We start from the raw sequence: 24,800 nt of genomic DNA on the forward strand, positions 1-24,800 counted from the left end.
CCCGGGGCGGAGGGGAGACGGTCGGAGGCCCCCGGCCAGGCTTGGCGGAGAATGGGCCAGTGCGCTATCGCCTCCTGGGCCCGACGAGGGCCACCCGCCCCGACGGCACCCCCATACCCCTCGGCGGCCCCCGCCTCCGCGCCCTCCTGACCGCCCTGGCCCTGCACCCGGACCGCACGGTCCCCGCACCGACCCTCGTCGACGAGGTCTGGGGGACGGAACCCCCGGCGGACGCGACCGGCGCCCTCCAGGCACTCGTCGCCCGGCTCCGCAGGACCCTCGGCGCGGACGCCGTCGTCTCGGCGGACGGCGGCTACCGCCTCCGCGCGCGCCCCGACGACGTCGACCTGTTCCGCTTCGACCGGCTCGTGGGAGAGGGCGGTCGCGCCCTGGCGGACGGCGACGCCCGGAAGGCCGCCGACGCCCTGGACGAGGCGCTCGCCCTGTGGACCGGCGAGCCCCTCGCCGACCTCCCCGACCACACCGCGGACACCGTCCGCTGGACGGCCCGCCACCTCGACGCCCGCCGCGCCAGGATGACCGCGGCGCTCGCCCTGGGCGACGCGGAGCGCGCCCTGCCGGAGCTCGCCGCGCTGTGCGAGGCGCACCCCCTGGACGAACCGCTCCAGGCCCTGCGGCTGCGCGCGCTGCGCGACACGGGCCGCCTCGCGGCGGCCCTGGCCGCGTACGACGACGTACGACGGGACATCGCCGACCGGCTCGGCGCCGACCCGGGACCCGAACTGCGCGCCCTGCACGGCGAGTTGCTGAAGGGCCCGGCCGAACGCCCGCCCGCGCCCCGCGCCCTCGGCAACCTGCGCGCCCGGCTGACCTCCTTCGTCGGGCGCGAGGCCGACATCGACGTCCTGCGGGACGACCTCGCGCGGGCCCGGCTCGTCACCCTCATCGGCCCCGGCGGCGCCGGGAAGACGCGGCTCTCGCAGGAGGCCGCCGAGGCCGTCGCCGAGGGCCTGCCGGACGGGGTGTGGCTGGCCGAGCTCGCCCCGGTCGAGAACCCCGCGGACGTACCCGCGGCGGTCCTCACCGCGCTCGGCGCCCGCGAGACCGTGCTGCGCGGCGCCGGTGCCGAGGAGATCCGCGCCATGTCGGACCGGCACGGCGAGGACCCCCTCGTCCGGCTCGTCGAGCACTGCGCCGCGCGCCGCATGCTGATCGTCCTGGACAACTGCGAGCACGTCATCGGGGCCGCCGCGCACCTCGCCGACGAGCTGCTCGCCCGCTGCCCGGGGCTGACGGTCCTCGCCACCAGCCGCGAACCCCTGGGCGTACCGGGGGAGTTGCTCCGTTCCGTCGAGCCGCTGCCGGAGCCGGTCGCGGTCCGGCTGTTCGCCGAGCGGGCCATGGCGGTGCGGCCCGGCTTCGCCCCGGAGGGGGACGCCGAGGCCGTCGCCGAGATCTGCCGACGTCTCGACGGTCTGCCGCTCGCCATCGAACTGGCCGCCGCCCGCCTGCGGTTGCTCACCCCGCGCCAGATCGCCGACCGCCTCGACGACCGCTTCCGCCTGCTCACCGGCGGAGCCCGCACGGTCCTGCCCCGCCAGCAGACCCTGCGCGCCGTCGTCGACTGGTCCTGGGAGCTGCTCGGCGAGGCCGAGCGGGCCGTGCTGCGCCGGCTCGCGGTCTTCGCGGGCGGCTGCGACCTGGCGGCGGCGGAGGAGGTGTGCGCGACCGGCGACGGCACACACGACGTCGCCGACCTGCTCGGCTCCCTGGTCGACAAGTCCCTTGTCGTCGCGGCCCCTTCGCCGCTGTCCGGCGGCGGCATGCGCTACCGGCTGCTGGAGACCGTCGCCGAGTACGCGGGCGAGCGGCTCGGCGAGGCCGGCGACCGGGCCGCCGCCGCACGCGCGCACCTCGTGCACTACCGCGAGGTCGCCCGGACCGTCGACCCCGAGCTGCGCGGCCGCCGGCAACTCGCCGCCGTGGCGCGGCTGGAGACCGAGTACGAGAACCTGCGCACCGCCCTGCGGCACGCCGTCGCCGCCGAGGACGAGCAGGAGGCGCTCTGCCTCGTCCTGTCCCTGTCCTGGTACTGGCAGATCCGCGGTCTGCGCCTGGAGACGCGCAACTGGTCCCGCGCCGCCATGGCCCTCGGCCCCGACCCGTTCGCCCCGCCCGTCGCCCCCGCGCCTCCGCTGTACGAGCCGTGCACGGCCACGCCCCCGCCGATGCGCCCCGAGGTCCTGGTGGAGGCCCGCCGAGGCGTGCACCTGATCCATCTCTCCTGCATGGACCTGGAGGTGGCCGAGTGGCAGACGGAGGCGGCCGAGGTGAAGCTGCGAGGCATCACGACCGCCTACCGCCCGGGTCTCCCGCAGACCTGCCGGCCGCCCGGCAACCTCTGGTTCTTCGCCCTGATGTTCGGCGGCGACATGGAGCTGCTGCGCGTCACCATCGACGCGACCGTCGGGACCTGCCGGGAGCTCGGCTACGAGTGGGAGCTCGCCGCCGCCCTCCAGATGCGCGCCAACATGCTGGCCAACCGCACCGACTGGTCGGGCGACGCCATCCGCGACGCGGACGAGTCACTGCGCCTCTTCCGGCACCTGGGTGATGCGTGGGGCCTCGCAGAGGCGCTCTCCGCGCGCGGCGAGGCGAGGGAGCGGCGTGGTGAACCGGCCCTGGCCGCCGAGGACTTCGACGCCGCCGTCGCGTACGCCGAACAGGTCGGCGCCCATGCCCAGGTGGCCCTGCTCCGGGCCCGTCTCGGCTCGCTCCTGACCGACGACCCGCAGCGGCGGGAGGACTTCGCGCGCGGTGAGGCGATGCTGCGGGAGATCATCGACAATCCCGGCCGCCACCACACGGCCGAGGCCATGCCCGCGGCCCGGCTCTTCCTCGCCCTCGCGCTCGGCCGCACCGGCCGGGTCGAGGAGGCGCACGAGCACATGCGGCTCCTCGGCCAGGAGTTCAGCGCCATCGGCTACGCGGTCTTCGAGAGTTCCGTGCTCGGCATCACGGCCTGGCTGAACGCGCTGGGCGGGCGTTACGCCGAGAGCCTCGCCCGGGTGGGCGAGTCCTTCGAGAAGGCGCTCGACCCGCTGTCGCGGATGGTCGCCCCGCAGATGGCCTCGCTCCATCTGTGCATCGCCGCCCTCGCCCTGGCCCAGACCACCGACGGCGCCCGCGCGGACGACGCCGCCCGGCTCCTCGGGGCCGCCGACCGGGAGCTGCCCCCGGCGCACGTGGCGAGCACGATGGAGCGGGAGATCCGCGCGGACGCGGAGCGACGGGTGCGGGCCGCGCTCGACGACGAGGCGTACGAAGCGGCGTACGCACAGGGCGGCGACCTCACGCTCGACGAGGTCACCGCCCTGGTGCACCGGATGGCCCAGGAGGACCACCGGTGATCGTTTCTCCGTGACCGGTCCGACCGGTCCGACCGGTTCGACCCGTGTGCGATCAGTTCTTCGTACGGAACTTGTGGATCGCGATCGGCGCCATCACCAGCGTGAGCACCACCGACCAGCCGATCGTCACCCACAGGTCGTGGGCGACCGGGCCGCCCACCATCAGGCCGCGCGCCGCGTCGGCGAGCGAGGAGAGCGGGTTGTAGTCGGTGAAGCCCTGGAGCCAGCCGGGCATCGACTGCGTCGGCGCGAAGATCGACGAACCGAACTGCAGCGGCATCAGGACCAGGAAGCCCATCGCCTGCACGGACTGGGCGCTCTTCATCGCGACGCCGAGCACCAGGAAGATCCACATGATCGACGTGCCGAACAGCGCGGCGAGGCCCACGGAGGCGAACAGGCCGCCCCAGTTCGTGATGTCGAAGCCCACCAGGACACCGACGATCATCATGATCGTCGTCGCGATGAGCAGCCGCATCAGCTCCACCACGATCTTGGCGAAGAGGACCGAGCCCTGGCCGATCGGCAGGGTCCGGAAGCGGTCCATGATGCCGTTCTGGAAGTCCTGGTTGAAGCCGGTGCCGACGGCCATGGCGATGTTCATGCTCATCATCGCCATCATGCCCGGGACCACGTACTGCACGTACTGGTCCTGACCGCCGCCGAGGGCCTGGCCGATGGAGCCGCCGAAGACGTACACGAACAGGAGCGTGAAGACGATCGGCATCAGGATCGCGTCGAACATCGACTCCGGGTCCTGACGGATCCACAGCAGGTTGCGGCGGACCAGGGCGCCGGTGTGGCGCACGTGCGCGCGCAGACCGATGCGGGCGTCGGCCTCTCCCTTGGTCAGGGGAGGCGGCGTGAGAGTGGTGGCGCTCATACGGCGACCTCCTCGAGCTCGGGGCGGGCGTCCTGCGGGGCGCTCGCCTTCTGGCCGGTGATGGAGAGGAACACCTCGTCCAGGCTGGGCAGTTCGGTGGCGATCGAGCCGATCGTGATGCCGCGGGCGGTGATCGCGCCGACCACGGCGGTCAGCTGCTCGTCGCTGAGGATGGGGACCAGGACCGTGCCGGTCTCGACGTCCGGGGTGGCGGTCGCGAGGCCGGTCAGGCCGAGGTCGTCCAGGGCGTTCGCCAGCGGGTGCAGCTCCAGCGGGTCGGCCGGGCGGACGCGCAGGGTGCGGCCGCCGACCTTCGCCTTCAGCTCGTCGATGCCGCCGTTGGCGATGACCTTGCCGCGGTCGATGACCGTCAGCTCGGAGGCCAGCTGCTCGGCCTCCTCCATGTACTGGGTGGTGAGCAGCACGGTCACGCCGTCGGTGACCATGCGCTGGACCTCGCTCCAGACCTCGTTGCGCGTACGCGGGTCGAGGCCGGTCGTCGGCTCGTCCAGGTAGAGGACGGCGGGGCGGCCGATCATCGAGGCCGCGAGGTCGAGGCGGCGGCGCATGCCGCCGGAGTAGGTGCTGGCCGGGCGCTTGGCGGCCTCGGTGAGGGAGAAGCGCTCCAGCAGGCCGTCGGCCCGGGACCTGGCCTCCTTGCGGGACAGGTCGAGCAGGCGGCCGATCATGTACAGGTTCTCGCGGCCGGACAGCTTCTCGTCCACCGACGCGTACTGGCCGGTGAGGCCTATCACGCGGCGGAGCTGGCGGGGCTGGCGGATCGCGTCGTACCCGGCGACGAACGCCGAGCCCGAGTCCGGGGTCACGAGGGTGGAGAGGCAGCGTACGAGGGTCGTCTTGCCGGCGCCGTTCGGGCCGAGCACGCCGAGGACCGTGCCCTCGCGTACGTCGAGGTCCACGCCGTCCAGTGCCTTGGTCTCGCCGTAGTGCTTGACCAGTCCCCTCACGGTGACGGCGCTTCCTGCGCCGCCGGGGGTCATGTCGATTCGCGTCATGCGGCCAAAGGTGCCAGACCCCACCGACAAACCACCGACATCCCACTGACAGCGCCCCCCTGCCCCTGTCGGCCCCGCACCCGACCGGCACGCATCCTCGCACCTGACCGGTACGCATCCCCGGTCCCGCTCCCCGCCCACCCCGCCGCTCCGTCGGCCGCGCTGTGCGGGCCACTTTCCCCCCACCCCGCCGCTTCGCCAGCCGCGCTGCCCGGTCCTGCTCCCCGCCCGCCACACAGTTCCGCCGACCGCGCTGCCCGGGGCGCCTTCCCGCCCGCCACACCGCTTCGCCAGCCGCGCTGCCGGGGCCTCCTCCCCACCCACCCGCCCTTCCCCACAGCACCGTGCCGTGGGCGGGAGGGGATAGTCGGGCGGGTGGGTGGGGACAAGCCCGCGCAGCGGGCACGCGGCAACCTGGCGGCGCAGGACGAGTAGGCACCGCCGAACGCCCAGGGGCGAGAAGAGGGCAGCCCGCCGGTGGGGGAGTCCGACGGGCTGCCGTGGTGCCGTGTTGGTCTGATGCCCCCTCGGCCCACCGAGGCGACGTACGGCTTCGATGACCCTGAGCCGCCCCCGAGGCGACGCCCTGCTTCGGTGGTCCCGAGGCCCCCGTGGCCCTGAGCCGACCCCAAGGCGACGTACCGCCTCGGTGGTCCGAGGTCACGCCCCGCTTCGGCGCCCCCGAGGCGAAGCCGCCACGCCCCGCTTCGGCGGCCGCCCAGGCCTAGTGGACCGCGTGCTCCGCCGCGGGGAACGCGCCGCCCACCACGTCCTCGGCGAACGCCCTCGCCGCGCCCGACATGACGCCCCGCAGATCCGCGTACTGCTTCACGAAGCGCGGCATCTTGCCGCCGGTCAGGCCCAGCATGTCCGTCCAGACGAGGACCTGCGCGTCGCACTCGGCGCCCGCCCCGATCCCGACGGTCGGGATGTGCAGGGAGCGGGTGACCTCGGCGGCCAGCTCCGCCGGGACCAGTTCCAGGACGACCGCGAACGCGCCCGCGTCCTGCGCCGCCTTCGCGTCGCTGATCAGCCGGTGGGCCGCCTCCTCGCCGCGGCCCTGCACGCGATAGCCCATGGTGTTCACGGACTGCGGGGTCAGGCCCAGGTGGGACATGACGGGGATGCCGGACTGGACCAGCAACTCCGTCTGGGGGAGGGAGCGTTCGCCGCCCTCCAGCTTCACCGCGCCCACGCCCGCCTCCTTGACGAGCCGGGTCGCCGAGCGCAGCGCCTGGACGGCGCCCTCCTGGTACGAGCCGAAGGGCAGGTCGGCGACGACCAGGGCGCGGCTCGTGCCCCGTACGACCGCCGCGGACAGCATGGTGATCTCGTCGAGGGTGACGGGCACGGTCGTCTCGTACCCGAGGTGGCAATTGCCCGCCGAGTCGCCGACGAGCATGACGGGGATGCCCGCCTCGTCGAAGACGGACGCGGTCATCGCGTCGTAGGCGGTGAGCATGGGCCACTTCTCGCCGCGCTCCTTGGCGGCGGTGATGTCGCGCACGGTGATGCGCCGGGTGCCCTTGCCGCCGTACAGCGCTTTGCTGCTGTCGGGGCTCTTCGGGGTGTCGGCGCTCTTGTGGGCAGCCGAGAGCTGCGTCATCGCAACGGCTCCTTCTGTCATCTCGAGGCGCCCTGACGGCGTCCCCGGATCACCTCCATGGTGGCATCACGTGCCCTGCCGGGGCTAGTGCGTCGCCGGTCACCCCGCGTGCGCGGCGTGCGGCGCCGCCCCGCACCCCTGTGACTTCGGTCCGGCTTCGGTCTGGGATCGGTAAAGCCTTTCCAATACGAGACGGTCTCGTATCGAAATCGATCTAGGCTGGACGGCATGTCCATATCTGCCGCACCCACCCCGCCCCGCATACCGGAGGCCGTCCACCGGCGCCGCTGGGCGATCCTCGGGGTGCTGATGCTCAGCCTGCTGATCGTGGTGCTCGACAACTCGATCCTGAACGTCGCCATCAAGACGATCTCCACGCCGGAACCGACCGGCCTCGGCGCCACCCAGAGCGAGCTGGAGTGGGCGATCAACTCCTACACGCTCGTCTTCGCGGGCCTGCTCTTCACCGCGGGCCTGCTCGGCGACCGGCTCGGCCGCAAGAAGGTCCTGCTCGCCGGCCTCGTCGTCTTCGGCCTGGGATCGGCGCTCGCCGCCCAGTCCGGGTCGCCCGTCGAACTCATCGCGTTCCGTGCGGTGATGGGCCTCGGCGCCGCCTTCGTGATGCCCGCCACCCTCGCCGTCCTGATGAACGTCTTCGAGCGCGAGGAGCAGCCGAAGGCCATCGGCATCTGGGCCGGCGGCGTCGGCCTCGCCATCGCCATCGGCCCCATCACCGGCGGCGTGCTGCTCGACCACTTCTGGTGGGGCTCGGTCTTCCTCATCAACGTACCGATCGTGATCATCGCGGTCGCGCTGATGGTCTGGCTGGTGCCCGACTCCCGTGACCCCAAGCCGGGCCGGATCGACCTCTTCGGCGTCCTGCTCTCCGTCGTCGGTCTCGTCCTGCTCGTCTACGGCATCATCAAGGGCGGCCAGCTCGCCGACTTCACCGACGCGGCCGTCCTCGGCACCATCGCCGCCGGTCTCGCCGTCCTCGCCGCCTTCGTGCTGTACGAGAAGCGCAGCGACCACCCCTCCATCGACATCACGTACTTCAAGAACCGTGTCTTCTCCGCGGCGATCTGCGCCATCGCGCTCGTCTTCTTCGCGCTGATGGGCGTGACCTTCTTCTCGGTCTTCTACACCCAGAGCGTGCGCGGCTACACGCCGCTGCAGACCGGCCTGCTGATGCTGCCGCTGGCCGTGGCCCAGCTGATCTTCGCGCCGCGCGCCCGGCTCGTCGTCGACCGCTTCGGCGTGCGGGCCGTGTGCACCGGCGGACTGCTCCTGGTGATGGCCACCCTGGCGGCCTTCACGATCTTCGACACCGATACGCCGATCTGGCTCCTGGAAGTCATCTTCTTCCTCATGGGCACCGGCATGGCGCACATCATGACGCCCACCAGCGTCGTGATCATGCAGGCCCTGCCGCGGGAGAAGGCCGGTTCGGCCTCCGCGCTCAGCAACACCTTCCGCCAGGTCGGCGGCGCCCTCGGCATCGCGGTGCTCGGCTCCGTGCTGTCCACGGCCTACCGCAGCGGCGTCGAGGACGAGCTGACCGCCCTGCCCGAAGGCGTGCGGCACACCGCGGGCGAGTCCATCGAGGCCACCCTCGGCGTCGCCGAGAAGCTCGGCCCCAAGGGCGAGCCCCTGGTGAGCGCGGCCAACGACTCCTTCCTGCACGCCATGCACGTCACGGCGCTGTGGGGCTCGGGCGTCGCGCTGATCGGCGCGGCGATCGTCTTCCTGTTCCTGCCGGGACGTACGCCGAAGGAGCAGGGCGAGGAGCAGCGCCCCGAGACGGTGGGTGCCGCAGGGCGCTGATCAGGCACTTGAGAGCGCTGGGGGAGAATCGGCCCGGCAGTCCGCGCGGAGAGAGGAAGACGACGTGAGCCACAGGGGCGTGCGTACCGACGACGGCGTCGGGAGCGCGGCCGGTGCGTCGACCGCGAAGGGCGGCCGGGGCCGTCCCCGCAGCGAGGCCGTCGAGCAGGCGATCATCGAGGGCGTCGTGCGCCTCATCGAGGACGGCGTTCCGCTCGCCGAGCTGTCCATCGAGCGGATCGCCCGCACCGCCGGCGTCGGCAAGGCCACCATCTACCGGCGCTGGGACGGCAGGGAGGCCCTCTTCGTCGACGTCCTGCGCGTCTTCGAGGAGCCCGACGCCGAACTGCCCGGCACCTCCATGCGCGACGACCTGGTCTGCCTCCTGGAGGGGCTTCGCCGGCGCGGTCTGAACATGCGCGCCTCGGCCATGCTGCACAACGTCTTCGCGCAGATGAAGGCCCTGCCCAAGCTCTGGGAGGCGTACCACTGCACCGTCGTCGACCCCCGCCGCCGCACCATGTACGAGGTGCTGCGGCGGGGCGTCGCCAACGGCGAACTGCGCGCCGACGTCGACATCGAGACGGCCAACGACCTCCTCGTCGGACCCATGCTGCTGCGCACGGTCATGCGGCCCGACGCCCCGCTCGACGAGGATCTCGCGGCCCGGATCGTCGACACCGTCCTTGAAGGGCTGCGGCCCCCCGGCTGAGCCCCGACCGGCCCATCGACCGGCCCACCGGCCGGGCCCCGACCGGGCCCGGCGAACGGGCGTTCTGCCTGCTCGCGCGCCCGAAGCGGCCCGCCGCGCCGGGTTGTGCGCGTTTTGTCACAGAGGACGTTCACGGGGTCCGATCAGGAACCCCTCGCGCCGCGCCGTTCGTCCTGGTGCCTGTACGGCCGTCGCGGACGGCGAAGACGCACCCGATCATCGCCTAGGGTTTGCCGAGGGCGGGACAGACGGTGTGCACGGCAGGCAGTGAGGCGACGACAGCATGGCGCAGGCGTATATGACGGAGACGGGCAGCGGCGGCTCGGGCCCCGAGCGCCCGGGGTCCCGGTTCCGGCGCCTGATCGAGGGCTGGCGGGACGATCCGGGCATCTGGCGGCGCGGCCTGGTCACGGCCGGCATCGCGCTCTTCATCGCCCTGGTGATGATCTTCCACGCGCAGATCCCGAACAACATCGGCAACCTCGGCAGCCTGACCGAGACGTTCCTGCCGTGGCTCGGCCTCTTCCTGCCGGTGCTGCTCGTCGTCGCCGTGCTGCGCAAGTCCGCCAGCGCGCTGATCGCCCTGCTGCTGCCGGTGATCGTCTGGACCGATTCGTTCGGCGGCCTGATCACCGACAAGTCGGGCTCCGGCGGCGACCTGACCGTGGCCACGCACAACGTGAACGCGGACAACCCCGATCCGACCGGCACCGCCCAGGACGTCGCCTCGTCCGGCGCCGACGTGATCGCCCTGGAGGAGCTCACCTCCGATGCCGTGCCCACGTACGAGAAGGCCCTCGCCGGCCAGTACAAGTACCACTCGGTGCAGGGCACGGTCGGCCTGTGGAGCAAGTACCCGCTGAGCGACACCAAGCCCGTCGACATCAAGCTCGGCTGGACGCGCGCGATGCGCACGACGGTCGCCACCCCCAAGGGCGACGTCGCCTTCTACGTCGCGCATCTGCCGTCGGTGCGCGTGAAGCTCGACGCGGGCTTCACCGCCAACCAGCGGGACAACAGCGCCGACGCGCTCGGCGAGGCCATCGCCGACGAGAAGATCGGCAGGATCGTCCTGCTCGGCGACCTCAACGGCACGATGAACGACCGCGCCCTGAACGCGGTCACCTCGCAGCTGCGCTCCACCCAGGGCGCGGCGGGCAACGGCTTCGGCTTCAGCTGGCCCGCGTCGTTCCCGATGGCCCGCATCGACCAGATCATGGTCAAGGACGTCGAGCCGGTCTCCTCCTGGACGCTGCCGGAGACGGGCAGCGACCACCTGCCGATCGCGGCACGGGTGGACCTCTCCTCGTAACGCCCCCGTCGTCCGCCTTTGACCCCGGGGTCCCGACCCCACGGAATACTCGGGCCGCGCGGCCTTGTTCGGCACGTAGAATTGCGGGTTCCGCTTTGTCCCGCGGGCTCCGCACCCCCGCCGTTCCAGGCCGCCACCGCCGCCGGCCGTCCGGCCCCGCCGCACGCCCCCCTTTCCGTGGAAGGTACTTCTCCATGCCCCTGGCCCTGGTTGCCCTCGCCGTGGGCGCCTTCGGCATCGGTACGACCGAGTTCGTGATGATGGGCCTGCTGCCCAACGTCGCCGACGACCTGCACATATCCATTCCCACCGCCGGACACCTGGTCTCGGCGTACGCCCTCGGCGTCGTCATCGGCGCCCCGCTGCTCGCCGCCCTCACCGCACGGCTGCCGCGCCGCCGCGTCCTCATCGGCCTGATGGCCCTGTTCGTGGTCGGCAACGCCCTGTCGGCGGCCGCCCCCGACCACCACTGGCTGCTCGCCGCGCGCTTCCTCAGCGGGCTGCCGCACGGCGCCTTCTTCGGCGTCGGCGCCGTCGTCGCCACCGGGCTCGTCGCGCCCGAGCGCAAGGCCCGCTCGGTCTCCCTGATGTTCCTCGGCCTGACCGTCGCCAACATCGTGGGCGTCCCGGTCGGCACGGCGATGGGCCAGCAGCTCGGCTGGCGTGCCACGTTCCTCGGGGTCAGCGCGATCGGCCTCGCGGCCATCGCCGCGCTCGCCCTCCTCGTCCCGGCCGACCACGGCCACGGCGACGCCGTCGGACTGCGCGGCGAACTGCGCGCCCTGCGCAGCGTCCCGGTGTGGCTGGCGCTCGGCACCACCGTCGCCGGCTTCGGCGCGCTGTTCTCGGCCTACAGCTACATCACGCCGATGCTGACGGACGCGGCGGGCTACGCCGAGTCCAGCGTCACCCTGCTGCTCGCGCTGTTCGGCGTCGGCGCGACCGCGGGCAACCTGCTGGGCGGCCGTCTCGCGGACCACTCCCTGCGGCGCACGCTGTTCGGCGGCCTCGCCGCGCTCGCGCTCGTCCTCGTCCTGTTCCCGCTGCTCATGGGCGCCGCGTGGAGCGCCGCGCTCGCGGTGGTGCTGCTCGGCACGGCGGCGTTCGTGACCGGGTCCCCGCTGCAGCTGATGGTCATGGAGAAGGCCGCGGCGGCCCCGTCCCTGGCCTCGTCCGCCAACCAGGCGGCGTTCAACCTCGCCAACGCGGGCGGCGCGTGGATCGGCGGCCTCGCCCTGGCGGCAGGCTTCGGCGTGACGTCCCCGGCGGTGGCGGGCGCGGGCCTCGCGGTGCTGGGCCTCGCGGTGGCCGGGGTCGCCTACGTGGTCGACATGCGGCGGCCGGTGGTGGCGGCGTCGCGCCCCGTGAAGGGCGCGGGGAACCGCGCGACCGGTCCTCACCGGCCCGCGGATCCCTCACCGGACGCCTGCGTCAGCCGGCAGCGGACTCGCGCCACCGATTGGTGATCGGCAGCCGCCGGTCCTTGCCGAAGCCCTTCGCGGAGATCTTCGTGCCCGGCGGGTACTGCCGCCGCTTGTACTCCGCCGTATCCACCATCCGCAGCGTCTTCGTGACCAGCTCCCGGTCGAAGCCGGCCGCCACGATCGCGTCCGCGCCCTGGTCCCGGTCGACGTAGAGCTCCAGGATCCCGTCCAGGACGGGGTAGTCGGGCAGCGAGTCCGTGTCGACCTGGTCGGGCCGCAGCTCCGCGCTCGGCGGCTTGCTGATGGAGTTCTCCGGGATCGGCGGCGTCTGCCCCCGCTCCTGGGCCGCGCGGTTGCGCCACTTCGCGAGCCGGAAGATCGACGTCTTGTAGACGTCCTTGATGGGGCCGTACGCGCCGACGGAGTCGCCGTACAGCGTGGAGTACCCCACCGCCAGCTCGGACTTGTTGCCCGGCGCGAGGACGATGTGCCCCTCCTGGTTGGAGATCGCCATCAGCATCGTGCCGCGCAGGCGCGACTGGAGGTTCTCCTCGGCGAGACCGGTGAGCCCGAGCGACCCCATGTACGCGTCGAACATCGGGGCGATCGGCACGGTACGGAAGTTGAGCCCCGTGCGCCGCGCCAGCTCCTCGGCGTCGCCGATGGAGTGGTCGGAGGAGTAGCGGGACGGCATGGCGACGCCGTACACGTGCTGCGCGCCGAGCGCGTCGCAGGCGATGGCGGCGGTGATCGCCGAGTCGATGCCGCCGGAGAGCCCGATCAGGACGCTGCTGAAGCCGTTCTTCGCGGCGTACGCGCGCAGGCCCACGACCAGCGCGGAGTACACCTCCTCGGCGTCGTCGAGCCGCTCCGCGTACCCGCCGGTGAGCTCCGGCTCGTACGCGGGCAGGGGCTCGTCGGAGAGCGTGACGTGCTCGATGCGCAGGCCGTCGTCCACGGTGCCGGACGGCGGCACCGGCGCGGCGGCCGGCAGCTCCAGGTCGAGCACGACGCAGCCCTCGGCGAACTGCGGGGCGCGCGCGATGACTTCGCCGTCCTTGTCGACGACGATCGAGTCGCCGTCGAAGACCAGCTCGTCCTGCCCGCCGATCATCGCGAGGTAGGCGGTGGTGCAGCCGGCCTCCTGGGCGCGCTTGCGCACGAGGTCCAGGCGCTGGTCGTCCTTGTTCTGCTCGTACGGCGAGGCGTTGATGGAGAGCAGCAGGCCCGCCCCCGCGCTGCGGGTCGCCGGGACGCGGCCGCCGTCCTGCCAGAGGTCCTCGCAGATGGCGAGCGCGACGTCGACGCCGTGCACCCGCACGACCGGCAGGGTCTCGCCCGGCACGAAGTAGCGGAACTCGTCGAAGACGCCGTAGTTGGGGAGGTGGTGCTTGGAGAAGGTCAGGACGGCCTCGCCGCGGTGCAGGACGGCCGCGGCGTTGCGCGGGGCGCCCGCGGGCTGGCCGAACTTCGGCTTGGCCTCCTCGGTGCGGTCGAGATAGCCGACGACGACCGGCAGCTCGCTGAAGCCCTCGTCCTGGAGCCGCACGGCGAGCGCGCGCAGCGCGGCCCGCGAGGCGTGGACGAAGGACGACCGCAGGGCGAGGTCCTCGACGGGATACCCGGTCAGCGCCATCTCGGGGAACGCGACGAGATGCGCCCCCTGCTCGGCGGAGTGCCGGGTCCAGCGGACGATCGCCTCGGCGTTCCCGGCGAGATCGCCGACGGTCGAGTCGATCTGATTCAGGGCGAGGCGTAGTTGAGGCACGCGGCCCAGTGTAATCGTCAAAGCGACGCGATGCCCTCCCGGAAGGGTGTGGGGCGCCCCACGTGGGGGCGCCCCGTGCGGCTAGCGGCGGTAGCCGAGGACCGTCATCATGCCCGCCTCCGCGTGGTAGACGTTGTGACAGTGGATCATCCACAGGCCCGGGTTGTCCGCCTCGAAGTCCACCGTCAGCGTGCCGTTCGGCAGGATGACCGCGGTGTCCTTGCGGGGGCCGCCCGCCGTGTTCGCCAGGGCGAAGGTGTGGCCGTGGAGGTGGACGGGGTGCCACATCGACGTCGAGTTGGCGAAGGTCAGCCGGACCCGCTCGCCCGCGCGCACGGGGTGGCGCTGACCGGGGGAGTAGGGCTTCTTGTCGAACGCCCAGTCGTACTTGGCCATGCCGCCCGTCAGCTGGATCCTGATCGTCCGGTCCGGCTTGCCGGAGGGCAGGGCCACGGACTCGTGCGCCCTCAGCTTGTCCGCCGTCAGGAGGCGGCCCGTCAGCTCCTCGGGGCGGGTGGAGGCGGTCGGCGCGGCCCCGCCGCCCGTGCGCAGCACCGCGAGCGCCGACGCCTTCTTGCCCTCGGCCAGCGCGGTCAGCGGGAAGACGCCGTCCTTGGCGGTGACCAGCACGTCGTACCGCTCGCCCATGCCCAGGAGCAGGGCGTCCGTCTTCGCGTGGGCCACGGGGAAGCCGTCCGTGTGCGTCACCGTCATCTCGTGGCCGCCGAGCGCCACGCGGAAGGCGGTGTCGCCCCCGGCGTTGATGATGCGCAGGCGGATGCGGTCCCCGGGGCGGGCGCGGAACTGCGAGGGCTCCTTCGCCGTACGCCCGTTGACCAGGTAGTACGGGTAGGCCACGTCGCCCGCGTCGCCGCCCAGCAGGTCGCTCTTGGCGCCCATCATCATCCGGGAGGGGCCGGACGGCTTCGGTGACGGCTCGGTCCGCGCCGCCGCGTGCGACATGTTCGACATGTCGTGCCCGCCGCCGTGGTCCATGCCGCCGGAACCGCCGTGGTCCATGCCGCCCGAGCCGCCGTCGCCGCCCATGTCGTCCCCGCCCATGTCGTCCCCGCCCATGTCGTGGCCGGCCATGCCCTTGCTCAGCTCCGCGAGGACGCCGTCCGGGGTCGAGCCGTCGACCCCGTCGACCCAGTCGTCGAGGACGATCACCCACTCCTTGTCGTACTTCAGGGGCTCCTTCGGGTCGTCGACGATCAGCGGTGCGTACAGCCCCCGGTCCTGCTGGGTGCCGGAGTGGGGGTGGAACCAGTACGTCCCCGGGTGCGGGACCGCGAAGCGGTAGGTGAAGTCCGCGCCGGGCTTGATGTCCTTCTGGGTGAGGCCGGGCACGCCGTCCATGTCGTTGCGCAGGGCGATGCCGTGCCAGTGCAGGGAGGTGGCCTGCGGGAGGTGGTTGGCGAGGGTGAGGGCGAGGGTGTCGCCCGCGGTGACGCGGACCTCCTTGCCGGGGAGGCGGTCGCCGTACGCCCACGTCCTCACCGTGGGGCCGCCCAGGTCGAGCCTGGTCTCCATCGCCATCAGCTTCACTTCGCGGACCCGGCCGCCCCGGGCGCGCTTCTTCTCGGCGGCCGCGACCTCCTTGCCCGCCGGGTCCACATAGTCCCCGGCGCCGGCCGAGCCGCCCGCTCCGTGACCGCCGTGCCCGCCGGAGTCCGAGCCGGAGCACGCCGTGAGGACGCCCGTCCCCGCGACGGCGGCAGCGGCGCCGAGCAGGGTGCGGCGCGAGGGGGTGGGCAGAGTGTGTTGACGCATGACTGGGTGACACCTCGTCTGGTGGTGCGTGCAGGTGGGCGCATCCGCTGCTTCTGGTACACCGCTCGACGCCCTCGGGTTCCCTCCGGAACCGCACGAGGTGCGCGGGCAGCGCGAAGCAGCCGGTGCGCGGGCCTATATGCGCAGTACCGACAGACGGGAGAGCAGGGCACGGGGCGGCGGCGGTTGCGGCCGCTGGACCAGCAGGAGCCGCCGGAGTCCGGGCGCGTGGGCGAGGGTCCCGCCCGGCCGGAGCAGTCCGGCGCGCACGAGCAGCGCGAGCGTGAAGGCGCCGAGCACCGCGAGACACACGGACAGCGGATCCATCCCCGTCCCGCCGTGCCCCGGCTCGGGGGAGGGGGCGGCGCGGGCCACGCGGACGACGTCGGCGCCGTGCGCGGGCGCGGGCGTGCTCACGACGTCGGTGCGGTGGGCGGGCTCGGCCAGGCGGATGGCGTCCGTGCCGCGATGGGACGCGGTCAGACCGACGGCATTCGCGCCGCTACGGGGCTCGGCCACGCCCACGGCATTCGCGCCGCGATGGGACGCGGTCACGCCCATGGCGTCCGCGCCCGCGCGGGGTCCCGCCCCGCCCCCGTGTCCGGCGGGCATCCCGTGCCCCGTCGGCGGCGGGGCCACCGCGGCCCCGCCCCCGTGGCCGCCGTCATGACCGCCCGAGGGATGCCCCAACGTATGCATCGTCACGATCCCGAAGAGCAGCGCGGCGAGCAGCAGCAACTGCCCGTGCCCCGTGCGGCTCCTCGTCCTCGCCATGGGGGAAACCCTACCCCCGCCGGGTATCCGGCGACATGCGGGCCCCGGGCACTGCGACGATCATGAGCGCATGACGACTACGGACGAACCGGAGCAGACCGGCACCGGCACGTTGCCGGAGCCGGACCCCGCCATGCCGCGGCAGGTCATCTCCTGGGTGACGCTCGCCCTCATGACCACCGCGTCCGTGGCCAGTCTGCGTCCCTCGCCCTCGATGGCCATCTACGGCCTCGCCGCGGTCTTCCTCTACCTGCTGCCCGCCGTGGTCTTCCTGCTGCCCACGGCCCTCGTCGGCGCGGAACTCGCCTCCGGGTGGTCCGGCGGCATCTACCGGTGGGTCAGCGAGGCCCTCGGCAAGCCGCTCGGGTTCGTCGCCGTGTGGTGCCAGTTCGCCATGACCATCGCGTACTACCCGAGTCTGCTCGCCTACGTCGCCTCGACGTTCGCGTACGTCGTCCACCCGAGCCTCGCCGAGAACGGCCCCTACGTGGCGATCGTCATCGTCGTCATCTACTGGACCGGCGTCTGGATCACCTCGCGCGGCACCAGGACGGTCGCCGGGCTCTCCTCCCTCGGGCTCATCATCGGCACCCTCATCCCCGGAGTCGTCCTCGTCGTCCTCGGCATCGTCTTCCTGGGGCAGGGAAACGCCTCCGCCGCGCCCATGAGCGCCGACCACTGGCTGCCGCCCTGGACCGGCCTGGCCAGCCTGGTCCTCATCGTCAACAACTTCCTCTCCTATGCGGGCATGGAGATGAACGGCGTCCACGTCTCGTCGCTGCGCCACCCCCGCGCCGAGTACCCGCGCTCGATCTTCCTCGCCACCGGCCTCGTCCTGCTGATCTTCATCCTTCCCGCGCTGGCCATCAGCTGGGTCATGCCGTCGGAGGAGCTCAGCCTCACCGCCGGTCTGATGCAGGCCTTCCAGGCGTTCTTCGACCACTTCCACATCGGCTGGATGACGAAGATCGTCGGCATCATGCTCGTCATGGCGGCGCTCGGCGGCATGCTCACCTGGCTCGCCGGGCCCGCCAAGGGGCTGGTGACGCTCGCGCGGCAGGAGGGCTACCTGCCGCCCTTCCTGCAGAAGTTCAACAAGGCGGGCGTCCCCCGGAACATCATGGTCGCCCAGGGCGTCGTCACCACCCTGATCGGTGTCCTCTACGCCTTCAGCAGCGACGTCTCCAGCGCCTACTGGATGTTCTCCGTCATCACCGTGCAGATCTATCTGATCGCCTACCTGCTGATGTTCGTGGCCGTCGTGCGGCTGCGGAAGACGAAGCCGCAGGTGCCGCGCGGCTTCGTGGTCCCCGCCGTGACCCTCGTCGCGGGCGTCGGCTTCGTCGCCTCGCTCGTCGCGCTCGCCATCGGTTTCGTGCCGCCCGACCAGTTCGGCAAGGGGCCGCTGTGGCGCTATCTGCTGATCGTCGGCGGCGGGCTCCTCGCCCTCGGGGTGCTGGCGCCCGCGGCGTTCCTCAAGTACCGCAGACCGAGCTGGATCCACCCCGATCACCGCCCGTCCCATGCGTCCGAATAGCATTTGTCGACCGATGTCCGCATCTACGACGGCAGCCGCATCCATGGCCACTGAGCAGTCGCAGCCGGGTTCCACGCGGAGCCGGAGCCGGTCCGCCGGGCCGCGCGTCCTCGCCGTGCTCCTGCTGCTCGGCGCCCTCGGGTACAGCACCTGGGCGGCCGAGGCGTTCCTGCCGACCGGCCTCTCGCCCCTTTCGGCGTACGTCAGTGAACTCGCCGCCGAGGACCAGCCGTACGGCACGTTCTTCCGCACCGCGGACTTCCTCGCGGGCCTGTTCGTCCTCGTGGCCGCCGTGGGCGCCCTGGTCCGGCTGCCGCGCCGGGGTCGGTGGGCCACGGCGGGCTGGGCGGGCCTCGCGCTGTTCGGGGCGGCCACCGCGGCCGACGCGCGGCTGCCGCTGAGCTGCACGCCGACCGCCGACGCGGCGTGCCTCGCGCGGGAGCGGGCGGGCGATGTCCCCTGGACGCACTCCGCGCACGCCGTCAGCAGCAGCCTCGCGGTCACCGGGGCGCTGGTCGGCATGGTGCTGCTCACGGTCGCCGCGCGGTGCTCGCTCGCCGGTACGTGGCCCGCGCTCGCCCGCACGGGACCGGCCCTCGTCGTCCTCGAACTGGCCGCCACCTGCTGGACGCTGGCGTCCGTCGCCGCGTTCGAGGCGGGGCGCGGCACCTGGGGGCTCGGGGTCGGGCAGCGGCTCCAGGTGCTGTGCATCGCGGTGTGGATCACGGTCCTCGCGTGGTCGCTGGCGACCGCCCGGGAGCGGCGGGGGTGACCTTCGTACGCATCGGGGGAGTGCCGCACCACGTCGAGGTGACGGGGAGCGGGCCGGTGTGCGTGCTGAGTGCCGGGCTCGGGCTCGGCTGGTTCGACTGGGACCCCGTGGTGCCGCGGCTCGCGCCGCACCGCACCGTCGTCCGTTTCGACCGGCCCGGTCTGGGACTGAGCGGCCCCGCGCGCGAGGCGCCCACCGTGCGCGGTGAGGCGGAGCGGATCCTGCGGGTCCTGGCGGCCGTGGGGCTCGGCGGGGAGCGGGTGACGGTGGTGGGGCACTCGCTCGCCGGGTTCCACGCGGAGGCGTTCGCGCGGCTGTATCCGGAGCGTACGGCGGGGCTCGTCCTGGTCGACTCCAGCGTCGAGGAGCGGCCCCGGGTGCGCGTGCCGCGCGGGGTGCGGGTGGGCGCCACGCGCGCGTGCGGGGCGGTGCTGTGTGCGGCGGGGCTGCCACGGGCGGTGGGGCCCGCGCTGCGGGGTCTTGTGGCGCCGACTCCCTGGGCGCGGGTGTACGGGAGCGGGCGGGTGTGGCGGGCGGCGCTCATGGAGTACGCGACGTACGGCGACGTGGCGGTCGGGCTCGCCGCGGTGCGGCGTGGCCGCCCTCTGCCGGAGGGGGTGCCGGTGACGGTGCTGGCCGCTCACGCGGGGGGTTCGCGGGGGTGGGTCGAGCGCCAGCGGGGGCTGGCCGGGGGCCTTGGTGGGGTGTTCCGGGTCGCGGAGCCTTCGGGGCATCTGGTCATGCGGGATCGTCCTGCGGACGTGGCGGAGGCGGTGCTCTCCACGGTCGCTTCTGTCGCTTCCGGCTGACGGCCGGTGTGTGGCATCCCTGTCCCGCCGCTCCGCGGCGGATCGTCCCACCCACCCGTATACCCGGCACCGAGCGCCCACCGTAGGAACCTCGTCAGCCGATGCCCCCGACCCCGGTCCGCCGCTGCAAGAACCCGCCACCCACCGGAAATGCGCCGCCCCGACCGGCCACTGCGGTAACCCCCGCCGCCGGTCCCCCGCCCCCGACCGGCCACTGCGCGAACCCCCGCAGGCCATTCCTCCTCCCGGGGGACCCCGACCGGCCGCCATAAGCCCCCCTCGCTACCCCGCCACCCCCCGTACCGGCCTCACGCTGTCCCTGATCACGATGTGTGTGCCCAGGACGTGGCGTTCCTGGCCTGTCCTCGGGGAGCCCGACAGGGCGCGGCGGACCGCTGTGCGGCCCATTTCCTCGGCGGGGATGTGCACGGTCGTCAGGCCGGGAGTGATGTCCGCCGCCACGGGGTCGTCGTTGTAGCCGACCACCGACATGTCCTGCGGCACCCGTATCCCGTACTCGCGGAGCGCGATGACCGCTGCCGCGGCGGCCCGGTCGTCGCCTCCGAAGACCGCCGTGAAGTCGGGCTTCCCGTCGGCCTTCTCCAGGAGGTCCCGCATCGCCCGGTAGCCGCAGTTCTGCCCGAAGCCGACCCCGTGGAGGACCGCCTCGCTCCGGGGTACGCCGTGGTCGTCGAGGGCCCGGAGGTAGCCGGCGAGGCGGTCCTCGCCGGTCGTGTTCCCCGGCTGGTAGCCGAGGAGCGCGATCCGCCGGTGCCCGGCGCCCAGCAGGTGGCTGGTGACGGCGTGGGCGCCGGCCTCGTTGTCGTACTCGACCACGAGCGCCGGCACGTCCGGCGCGGGGGCGGGGCGGCCGCACAGGACGAGCCGGGAGCCCGCCGCGGCGAGCGCCTCCGCGTACCGCGCCATCCGCTGGCGGTACTCGTCGTCCTGGACCGCGCCGCCGACCAGGACGACGGCCTCGGCGGCCTGCTCGCGCATCATCTGCACGAGCGCCAGCTCGCGCGCCGGATCGCTGCCGGTGGACGCGACGAGCGTGAGGCGCCCGTGCTGGGCCGCCTCCATCTCCACGCCCTGCGCGACCTGTGCGTAGAACGCGCCCACCACGTCGTAGGTGAGCACGGCTATCGTCTTGCGGCCCGCGCCCGCCAACGCGCGCGCGTGCGCGTTGGCGACGTAGTCGAGGTCCTTGACCGCCCGCAGCACCTTGGCCCGCGACGCCGTGGACGTCGGGTAGTTGCCCGCGAGGACCCGCGAGACGGTCGCCACCGAGACCCCCGCGCGCGCGGCCACGTCGCGGATCGTGACCCGCTCACCCACCTGTGTCTCCCTCACCCAGCGGCCTGTCGGCCGGCCAACCCTGCGGATCCGGGGCGGAGTTGCCCCCACGGCAGTCGCCGCCCCGGACCCATCATCCCGCGCCCGGACCCCGGCTCAGTGCGCGGCCTCGTACTCCTTCAGGAACTCCTCGGCGGACCTCTTGCCGCCCTGCGACTGCCACTTCTGGTGGATGGAGTCCCACTCGGAGAGCTTCTTGCGGCCGGAGACGATCGCGGTGACGCCGTCCTCGATGATCTGCTGCATCGAGGCGCCCTGGCGGTTGTACGTGTCCGACATCAGGCCCCAGTGGTCGTCGGGCACCAGCAGCGGCACGACCTTCTTCTCCCAGGCGTGCAGCCGCTCGGTGAGGTCGGGGAAACCGGGGAAGTACAGCGGCTGCGGCGCGTCCATGAGGTACGGGAAGGGAAGGTTGGTCTTGGAGTCGATCAGGCCCAGCTCGGTGGCGACCGGGTCGCCGCCCTTGTTGTACGTGAAGTGGGTGCCCTCCACGCCGTAGTGCATCAGCTCGTACTCCTTCGAACCGAACGGCGAGGCAAGCCAGTTCAGTACGCGCAGCATGAGCTGGACGCGCTCCTTGGAGGCCTTCTTGATGACCGTGTAGCCGAAGCAGCCGCGGTTCTGCTGGTAGACGGGGGTGACGCCGTCGACGGCGTAGGGCTCGGCGACGTCGAGGGTGAACTCGTCCTTGATCCCCTGGGCGTTGGAGATGACGGCGCCCCAGCCGTCGGTCATCGAGCGGACGGTGCCGTTGTAGAACTGGGTCTTCAGGTCGACCTGGGAGATCGAGGTGGCGTCCGGGTTGTACGAGCCGTCGCCCCGCATCGTGGACATGTACTCCAGGGCGGCCTTGAACGCGTCGGTCCCGTACATGTCGGTGACCTTGCCGCCCTTGATCTGCCACTGGTTGGGCGCGCCGTGCCACATCGCGTGGTAGAGGTACCCGTAGAAGCCGACGGTGGACGCGCCGAGGGCGAACTTCTTCCCCTGCGAGGCCTCCTTCGCCATCGCGCGGAAGTCCGGGGCGGACATGCCGGGCCGGTAGCCGGCCTTGTCGAAGGCCTCGCGGTTGATGAACATCGCGCCCTGCACCTTGGCGCGCTCGATCGGCAGGCCGTAGATGCGCCCGGCGATGCGGCCCATGCCCTCCCAGGCGTACGTGGGGATATTGGCGAGGTTCGGGTAGTCCTTGACCGCGTCGCCGGAGAGGTGGTCGCTGAGGTCGGCGCAGCGGGACTTCACGAACTGCGACTCGCGCGGCAGCACGTACCCGCCACCGAAGTTGATCATGTCGGGCAGGTCGTCGCCGGACATCAGCGTGGACATCTTGGCGCGGAAGTCCGCGTCGGGCACGACGGTGAACTCGATCTCCACGCCGAGCGCCTCGTTCACCGCCTGCCAGTACTTGTTCCGGCCGACCGGCTTCGGCGGGGTGCCGTAGGTGATGGTCATGACCTTGATCTTCTGCTTGCCGGTGCCCGGCTTCTCCGACATCGCCCGCACGAGCCTCTCCGGGTACTTCGTGTACCCGGGCTGCACGCCCTCGGCGGTCGGCGCGAGGTCGGGAGCGGGGCCCTTCGCGGGGGTGTACGTGGGCCAGGGCACCGCCTTCTTCCCGGCGTTGGAGACGTTGCCGCCGCCGCTGGAGTCGGTCGAGCAGGCGGTGAGGACGGCGGGGGCGGCCAGGGCGGCGCCGCCGACGGCCATGGAGCGGAGCAGGGTGCGCCGCGACATCGAGGAACCGGACACGTGAATGAACCCTTCAGGACGACGAGTGGGAGAGAAGCTCAGCTCTTGATGGCGCCGGTGAGCACGCCCTTGGTGAAGTACTTCTGAAGGAAGGGGTAGACGAGCAGGATCGGCACGGTGGCGATCACCAGGACCGCCATCTGCGTGGTCTGCGGGGCGGAGACCATGCCCGCCTCGCTCAGGCCGGTGTCGGCGATCTGGGAGCCGCCGATGACGTACGTGCGCAGCACCTGGGAGAGCGGCCAGTGGCCGGACTCCATGTAGATCGAGGCATGGAACCAGGCGTTCCAGTAGCTCACCGCGTAGAAGAGGGAGACCACGGCGAGGGCCGCCTTCGACAGCGGCAGGACGATCCGCCACAGGATGTGCCAGTCGCCGGCGCCGTCGAGCCTGGCCGCCTCGTACAGCTCCTCGGGTATGCCCTGGAAGAAGCCGCGCAGCACGATCAGATTGAAGACGTTGATGAGCACGGGTGCGATCAGCGCGGCATACGTATCCATCATCCCCATTCCCTTGACCAGCAGGAACGCCGGGATCATGCCGGGCGGGAAGAGGAAGGTGAACAGGATGAGCAGCAGCACGGGCTTGCCGCCGAAGACGCCGGGGCGGGCCAGCGCGTAGGCGAGGAAGGTGGTGCACGCCAGCGAGAACAGCGTGCCCACGAGGGTCAGGCCGACGCTCACGCCGAGCGCCTTGGTGACGATGCCGCCGCTGAGGATGGTGCGGTAGGCCCGCAGTGTCGGATCGCTCGGCCACAGGACCCAGCCGCCGTTGTCCACGACCTCGCGGTTGGAGGCGAGCGAGGTCGAGACGATGACGAGGAAGGGAATCAGCACGAGCGCGAGGACGATCACCACGGCGACCGCCTTGGCGGCCTTGGTCGCGAACCGCGGCTTCTCCATCCAGGCGGGCCTGGTGACATGACCGGTACTCACTTGTAGACCCCCTGCTCGCCGAGCCGGTGGGCGACCCGGTTGGCGGTGAAGACGAGTGCCGCGCCGACGACACCCTTGAACAGACCGGCGGCCGCCGCGTATCCGGTGTCGCCGCCGACGATGCCCTGCCAGAAGACGAAGGTGTCGAGGACCTCGCCGACCTCCGGGCCCACCGACTGCCGTTGGAGCAGCATCTGTTCGAAGCCGACGGAGAGGATGTCGCCGAGCCGCATGATCAGCAGCAGGATGATGATGGGCCGGATGCTGGGCAGCGTGACGTGCCAGAACCGCCGCCAGGGCCCGGCCCCGTCGATGGCCGAGGCCTCGTAGAGCTGCTCGTCCACCTGCATCAGGGCGGCGAGGAAGATGATCGTCCCCCAGCCCGCGTCCTTCCAGATCACCTCGATGACCACGAGCGGCTTGTACGCGTCCGGATTGCCGATGATGTCGACGGTGTGCAGTCCGGAGTCGCTGAGGAAGGTGTTCAACAGGCCGGTGTCACTGAGCACTTGCTGGAAGAGCGCGACCACGACGACCCACGACAGGAAGTGCGGCAGGTAGATCACGGACTGCGTGAAGCGGCGCAGCAGGTCCGAGGTCAGGCTGTGCAGGAGCAGTGCGAGGGCGAGCGGCGCCGGAAAGAAGAAGACCAGCTGGAGCACGGCGATGAACAGGGTGTTCCACGTCGCGTGCCAGAAGTCCGGATCGCCGAACATCCGCGCGAAGTTCTCCGTGCCCACCCAGGGACTGGCCCACAGGCCGTCGAAGGGGACGTACTCCTTGAAGGCCACCGCGTTGGCGATGAAGGCGCCGTAGTGGAAGACCAGGAAGTACACGAGTCCGGGCACCATGAGCAGCACCAGGACGCGGGTGCGCTGAAACCGTTTCCACCGCGCATCACGCCCTGATTTCCCGCCCTTTGTCCCACTGTTGCGCCCGTCGGGCGGCTTCACCGCCTCGGTTTCCGCCCGTTCCTTCGTCACCGTCGGCACGGCAACCCCTCCGTCGTCGGAATAAGGTGCCCGGAATCTAAAGCGGTTACTGCCCTTGGTCAACCCCCTTCGCCTGCCTGTCTCTTGACCACCCTCCCGGCTTGGTCCTAGCCTCCAAGCGCTGGTGAGTAACCGGTTACTACGAGGGATGGTCACGCGTGGCAGAGCAGGCAGTGCAGGCGGATCA

Annotated in this window: 18 protein-coding genes; 8 read left to right on the plus strand and 10 right to left on the minus strand. The window is 72.1% G+C overall.

Translation table 11 applies throughout. From position 1 onward, the window contains the following. Nucleotides 1-59: 59 nt before the first annotated feature. Nucleotides 60-3,371, plus strand: coding sequence for a BTAD domain-containing putative transcriptional regulator (locus AB0L89_RS03450; protein WP_365133470.1), 3,312 nt, complete (start codon nt 60-62; stop codon nt 3,369-3,371). 52 nt (nt 3,372-3,423) lie between these two features. Here the strand turns inward: AB0L89_RS03450 and AB0L89_RS03455 are convergent, their stop codons facing one another. The 3 genes from AB0L89_RS03455 to panB all read right to left on the minus strand — a co-directional run bounded on the left by AB0L89_RS03455 (nt 3,424) and on the right by panB (nt 6,876). Then, nucleotides 3,424-4,254: an ABC transporter permease gene (locus AB0L89_RS03455; protein ID WP_365133473.1), complete on the minus strand. Its 831-nt coding sequence runs from the start codon at nt 4,252-4,254 to the stop codon at nt 3,424-3,426. Next, nucleotides 4,251-5,270: an ATP-binding cassette domain-containing protein gene (locus AB0L89_RS03460; RefSeq protein ID WP_365133476.1), complete on the minus strand. Its 1,020-nt coding sequence runs from the start codon at nt 5,268-5,270 to the stop codon at nt 4,251-4,253. Before AB0L89_RS03460 ends, AB0L89_RS03455 begins: the two co-directional genes overlap by 4 nt. A gap of 724 nt (nt 5,271-5,994) precedes the next feature. After that, nucleotides 5,995-6,876 (minus strand): 3-methyl-2-oxobutanoate hydroxymethyltransferase, encoded by an 882-nt coding sequence (gene panB / locus AB0L89_RS03465; RefSeq protein ID WP_365133479.1) that lies wholly within the window; start codon nt 6,874-6,876, stop codon nt 5,995-5,997. Between the two features lie 228 nt (nt 6,877-7,104). Between panB and AB0L89_RS03470 the strand changes: the two genes are divergently transcribed. The 4 genes from AB0L89_RS03470 to AB0L89_RS03485 all read left to right on the plus strand — a co-directional run bounded on the left by AB0L89_RS03470 (nt 7,105) and on the right by AB0L89_RS03485 (nt 12,190). Then, nucleotides 7,105-8,700: an MFS transporter gene (locus AB0L89_RS03470; protein ID WP_365133482.1), complete on the plus strand. Its 1,596-nt coding sequence runs from the start codon at nt 7,105-7,107 to the stop codon at nt 8,698-8,700. Between the two features lie 79 nt (nt 8,701-8,779). Next, complete coding sequence (locus AB0L89_RS03475) at nt 8,780-9,412, plus strand: TetR/AcrR family transcriptional regulator (protein WP_365133994.1); 633 nt, start codon at nt 8,780-8,782, stop codon at nt 9,410-9,412. A 283-nt stretch (nt 9,413-9,695) separates the two neighbouring features. Then, nucleotides 9,696-10,724, plus strand: a complete 1,029-nt coding sequence (locus AB0L89_RS03480; protein WP_365133485.1) for an endonuclease/exonuclease/phosphatase family protein — start codon at nt 9,696-9,698, stop codon at nt 10,722-10,724. Between the two features lie 194 nt (nt 10,725-10,918). Then, entirely contained in the window at nt 10,919-12,190 is a 1,272-nt protein-coding gene (locus tag AB0L89_RS03485) for an MFS transporter (protein ID WP_365133488.1), read from the plus strand. Here AB0L89_RS03485 and AB0L89_RS03490 read toward each other — a convergent pair. From AB0L89_RS03490 to AB0L89_RS03500, 3 genes are all read right to left on the minus strand, one after another. Continuing rightward, nucleotides 12,156-13,916 carry an NAD+ synthase gene (locus tag AB0L89_RS03490; RefSeq protein ID WP_365133492.1) on the minus strand — a complete coding sequence of 587 codons (1,761 nt, stop codon included), beginning with the start codon at nt 13,914-13,916 and terminating at the stop codon, nt 12,156-12,158. The genes AB0L89_RS03485 and AB0L89_RS03490 overlap by 35 nt on opposite strands. 81 nt (nt 13,917-13,997) lie before the next feature. After that, complete coding sequence (locus AB0L89_RS03495) at nt 13,998-15,689, minus strand: multicopper oxidase family protein (RefSeq protein ID WP_365133495.1); 1,692 nt, start codon at nt 15,687-15,689, stop codon at nt 13,998-14,000. Between the two features lie 135 nt (nt 15,690-15,824). Then, nucleotides 15,825-16,463 carry a hypothetical protein gene (locus tag AB0L89_RS03500; RefSeq protein WP_365133498.1) on the minus strand — a complete coding sequence of 213 codons (639 nt, stop codon included), beginning with the start codon at nt 16,461-16,463 and terminating at the stop codon, nt 15,825-15,827. Between the two features lie 70 nt (nt 16,464-16,533). On the opposite strand from AB0L89_RS03500, the gene AB0L89_RS03505 reads away from it, so the two are divergent. From AB0L89_RS03505 to AB0L89_RS03515, 3 genes are read left to right on the plus strand one after another with little or no spacing between them, the layout of a single operon-like run. Further along, the gene (locus tag AB0L89_RS03505) at nt 16,534-18,000 is read left to right on the plus strand and encodes an APC family permease (protein WP_365133501.1); all 1,467 of its coding nucleotides are present in this window, start codon (nt 16,534-16,536) and stop codon (nt 17,998-18,000) included. Nucleotides 18,001-18,043: 43 nt separating this feature from the next. After that, the gene (locus AB0L89_RS03510) at nt 18,044-18,772 is read left to right on the plus strand and encodes a DUF998 domain-containing protein (RefSeq protein WP_365133504.1); all 729 of its coding nucleotides are present in this window, start codon (nt 18,044-18,046) and stop codon (nt 18,770-18,772) included. Further along, on the plus strand, nt 18,769-19,581 hold the full coding sequence (locus tag AB0L89_RS03515) for an alpha/beta hydrolase (RefSeq protein ID WP_365133507.1): 813 nt from the start codon (nt 18,769-18,771) through the stop codon (nt 19,579-19,581). The genes AB0L89_RS03510 and AB0L89_RS03515 overlap by 4 nt, the downstream gene beginning before the upstream one ends. A 282-nt stretch (nt 19,582-19,863) precedes the next feature. Here the strand turns inward: AB0L89_RS03515 and AB0L89_RS03520 are convergent, their stop codons facing one another. From AB0L89_RS03520 to AB0L89_RS03535, 4 genes are all read right to left on the minus strand, one after another. Beyond that, nucleotides 19,864-20,919, minus strand: coding sequence for a LacI family DNA-binding transcriptional regulator (locus tag AB0L89_RS03520; RefSeq protein WP_365133510.1), 1,056 nt, complete (start codon nt 20,917-20,919; stop codon nt 19,864-19,866). Between the two features lie 114 nt (nt 20,920-21,033). Next, nucleotides 21,034-22,671: an extracellular solute-binding protein gene (locus AB0L89_RS03525; RefSeq protein ID WP_365133513.1), complete on the minus strand. Its 1,638-nt coding sequence runs from the start codon at nt 22,669-22,671 to the stop codon at nt 21,034-21,036. Nucleotides 22,672-22,724: 53 nt separating this feature from the next. Next, nucleotides 22,725-23,588: a carbohydrate ABC transporter permease gene (locus AB0L89_RS03530; protein WP_365133997.1), complete on the minus strand. Its 864-nt coding sequence runs from the start codon at nt 23,586-23,588 to the stop codon at nt 22,725-22,727. Nucleotides 23,589-23,617: 29 nt separating this feature from the next. After that, entirely contained in the window at nt 23,618-24,472 is an 855-nt protein-coding gene (locus AB0L89_RS03535) for an ABC transporter permease subunit (RefSeq protein WP_365133516.1), read from the minus strand. Nucleotides 24,473-24,800 lie beyond the last annotated feature (328 nt).

The organism is Streptomyces sp. NPDC052114 (assembly GCF_040680155.1).
In the GTDB taxonomy this organism is placed as follows: Bacteria; Actinomycetota; Actinomycetes; order Streptomycetales; family Streptomycetaceae; genus Streptomyces.

Excerpts from the sequence above, each read along its gene's own strand:
- AB0L89_RS03455 (WP_365133473.1), bottom strand. The coding sequence starts at position 4,254 with ATGAGCGCCACCACTCTCACGCCGCCTCCCCTGACCAAGGGAGAGGCC.
- AB0L89_RS03460 (WP_365133476.1), bottom strand. The coding sequence starts at position 5,270 with ATGACGCGAATCGACATGACCCCCGGCGGCGCAGGAAGCGCCGTCACC.
- panB (WP_365133479.1), bottom strand. The coding sequence starts at position 6,876 with ATGACGCAGCTCTCGGCTGCCCACAAGAGCGCCGACACCCCGAAGAGC.
- AB0L89_RS03470 (WP_365133482.1), top strand. The coding sequence starts at position 7,105 with ATGTCCATATCTGCCGCACCCACCCCGCCCCGCATACCGGAGGCCGTC.
- AB0L89_RS03480 (WP_365133485.1), top strand. The coding sequence starts at position 9,696 with ATGGCGCAGGCGTATATGACGGAGACGGGCAGCGGCGGCTCGGGCCCC.
- AB0L89_RS03485 (WP_365133488.1), top strand. The coding sequence starts at position 10,919 with ATGCCCCTGGCCCTGGTTGCCCTCGCCGTGGGCGCCTTCGGCATCGGT.
- AB0L89_RS03495 (WP_365133495.1), bottom strand. The coding sequence starts at position 15,689 with ATGCGTCAACACACTCTGCCCACCCCCTCGCGCCGCACCCTGCTCGGC.
- AB0L89_RS03500 (WP_365133498.1), bottom strand. The coding sequence starts at position 16,463 with ATGGCGAGGACGAGGAGCCGCACGGGGCACGGGCAGTTGCTGCTGCTC.
- AB0L89_RS03505 (WP_365133501.1), top strand. The coding sequence starts at position 16,534 with ATGACGACTACGGACGAACCGGAGCAGACCGGCACCGGCACGTTGCCG.
- AB0L89_RS03510 (WP_365133504.1), top strand. The coding sequence starts at position 18,044 with ATGGCCACTGAGCAGTCGCAGCCGGGTTCCACGCGGAGCCGGAGCCGG.
- AB0L89_RS03525 (WP_365133513.1), bottom strand. The coding sequence starts at position 22,671 with ATGTCGCGGCGCACCCTGCTCCGCTCCATGGCCGTCGGCGGCGCCGCC.
- AB0L89_RS03530 (WP_365133997.1), bottom strand. The coding sequence starts at position 23,588 with ATGGAGAAGCCGCGGTTCGCGACCAAGGCCGCCAAGGCGGTCGCCGTG.
- AB0L89_RS03535 (WP_365133516.1), bottom strand. The coding sequence starts at position 24,472 with ATGGTGCCCGGACTCGTGTACTTCCTGGTCTTCCACTACGGCGCCTTC.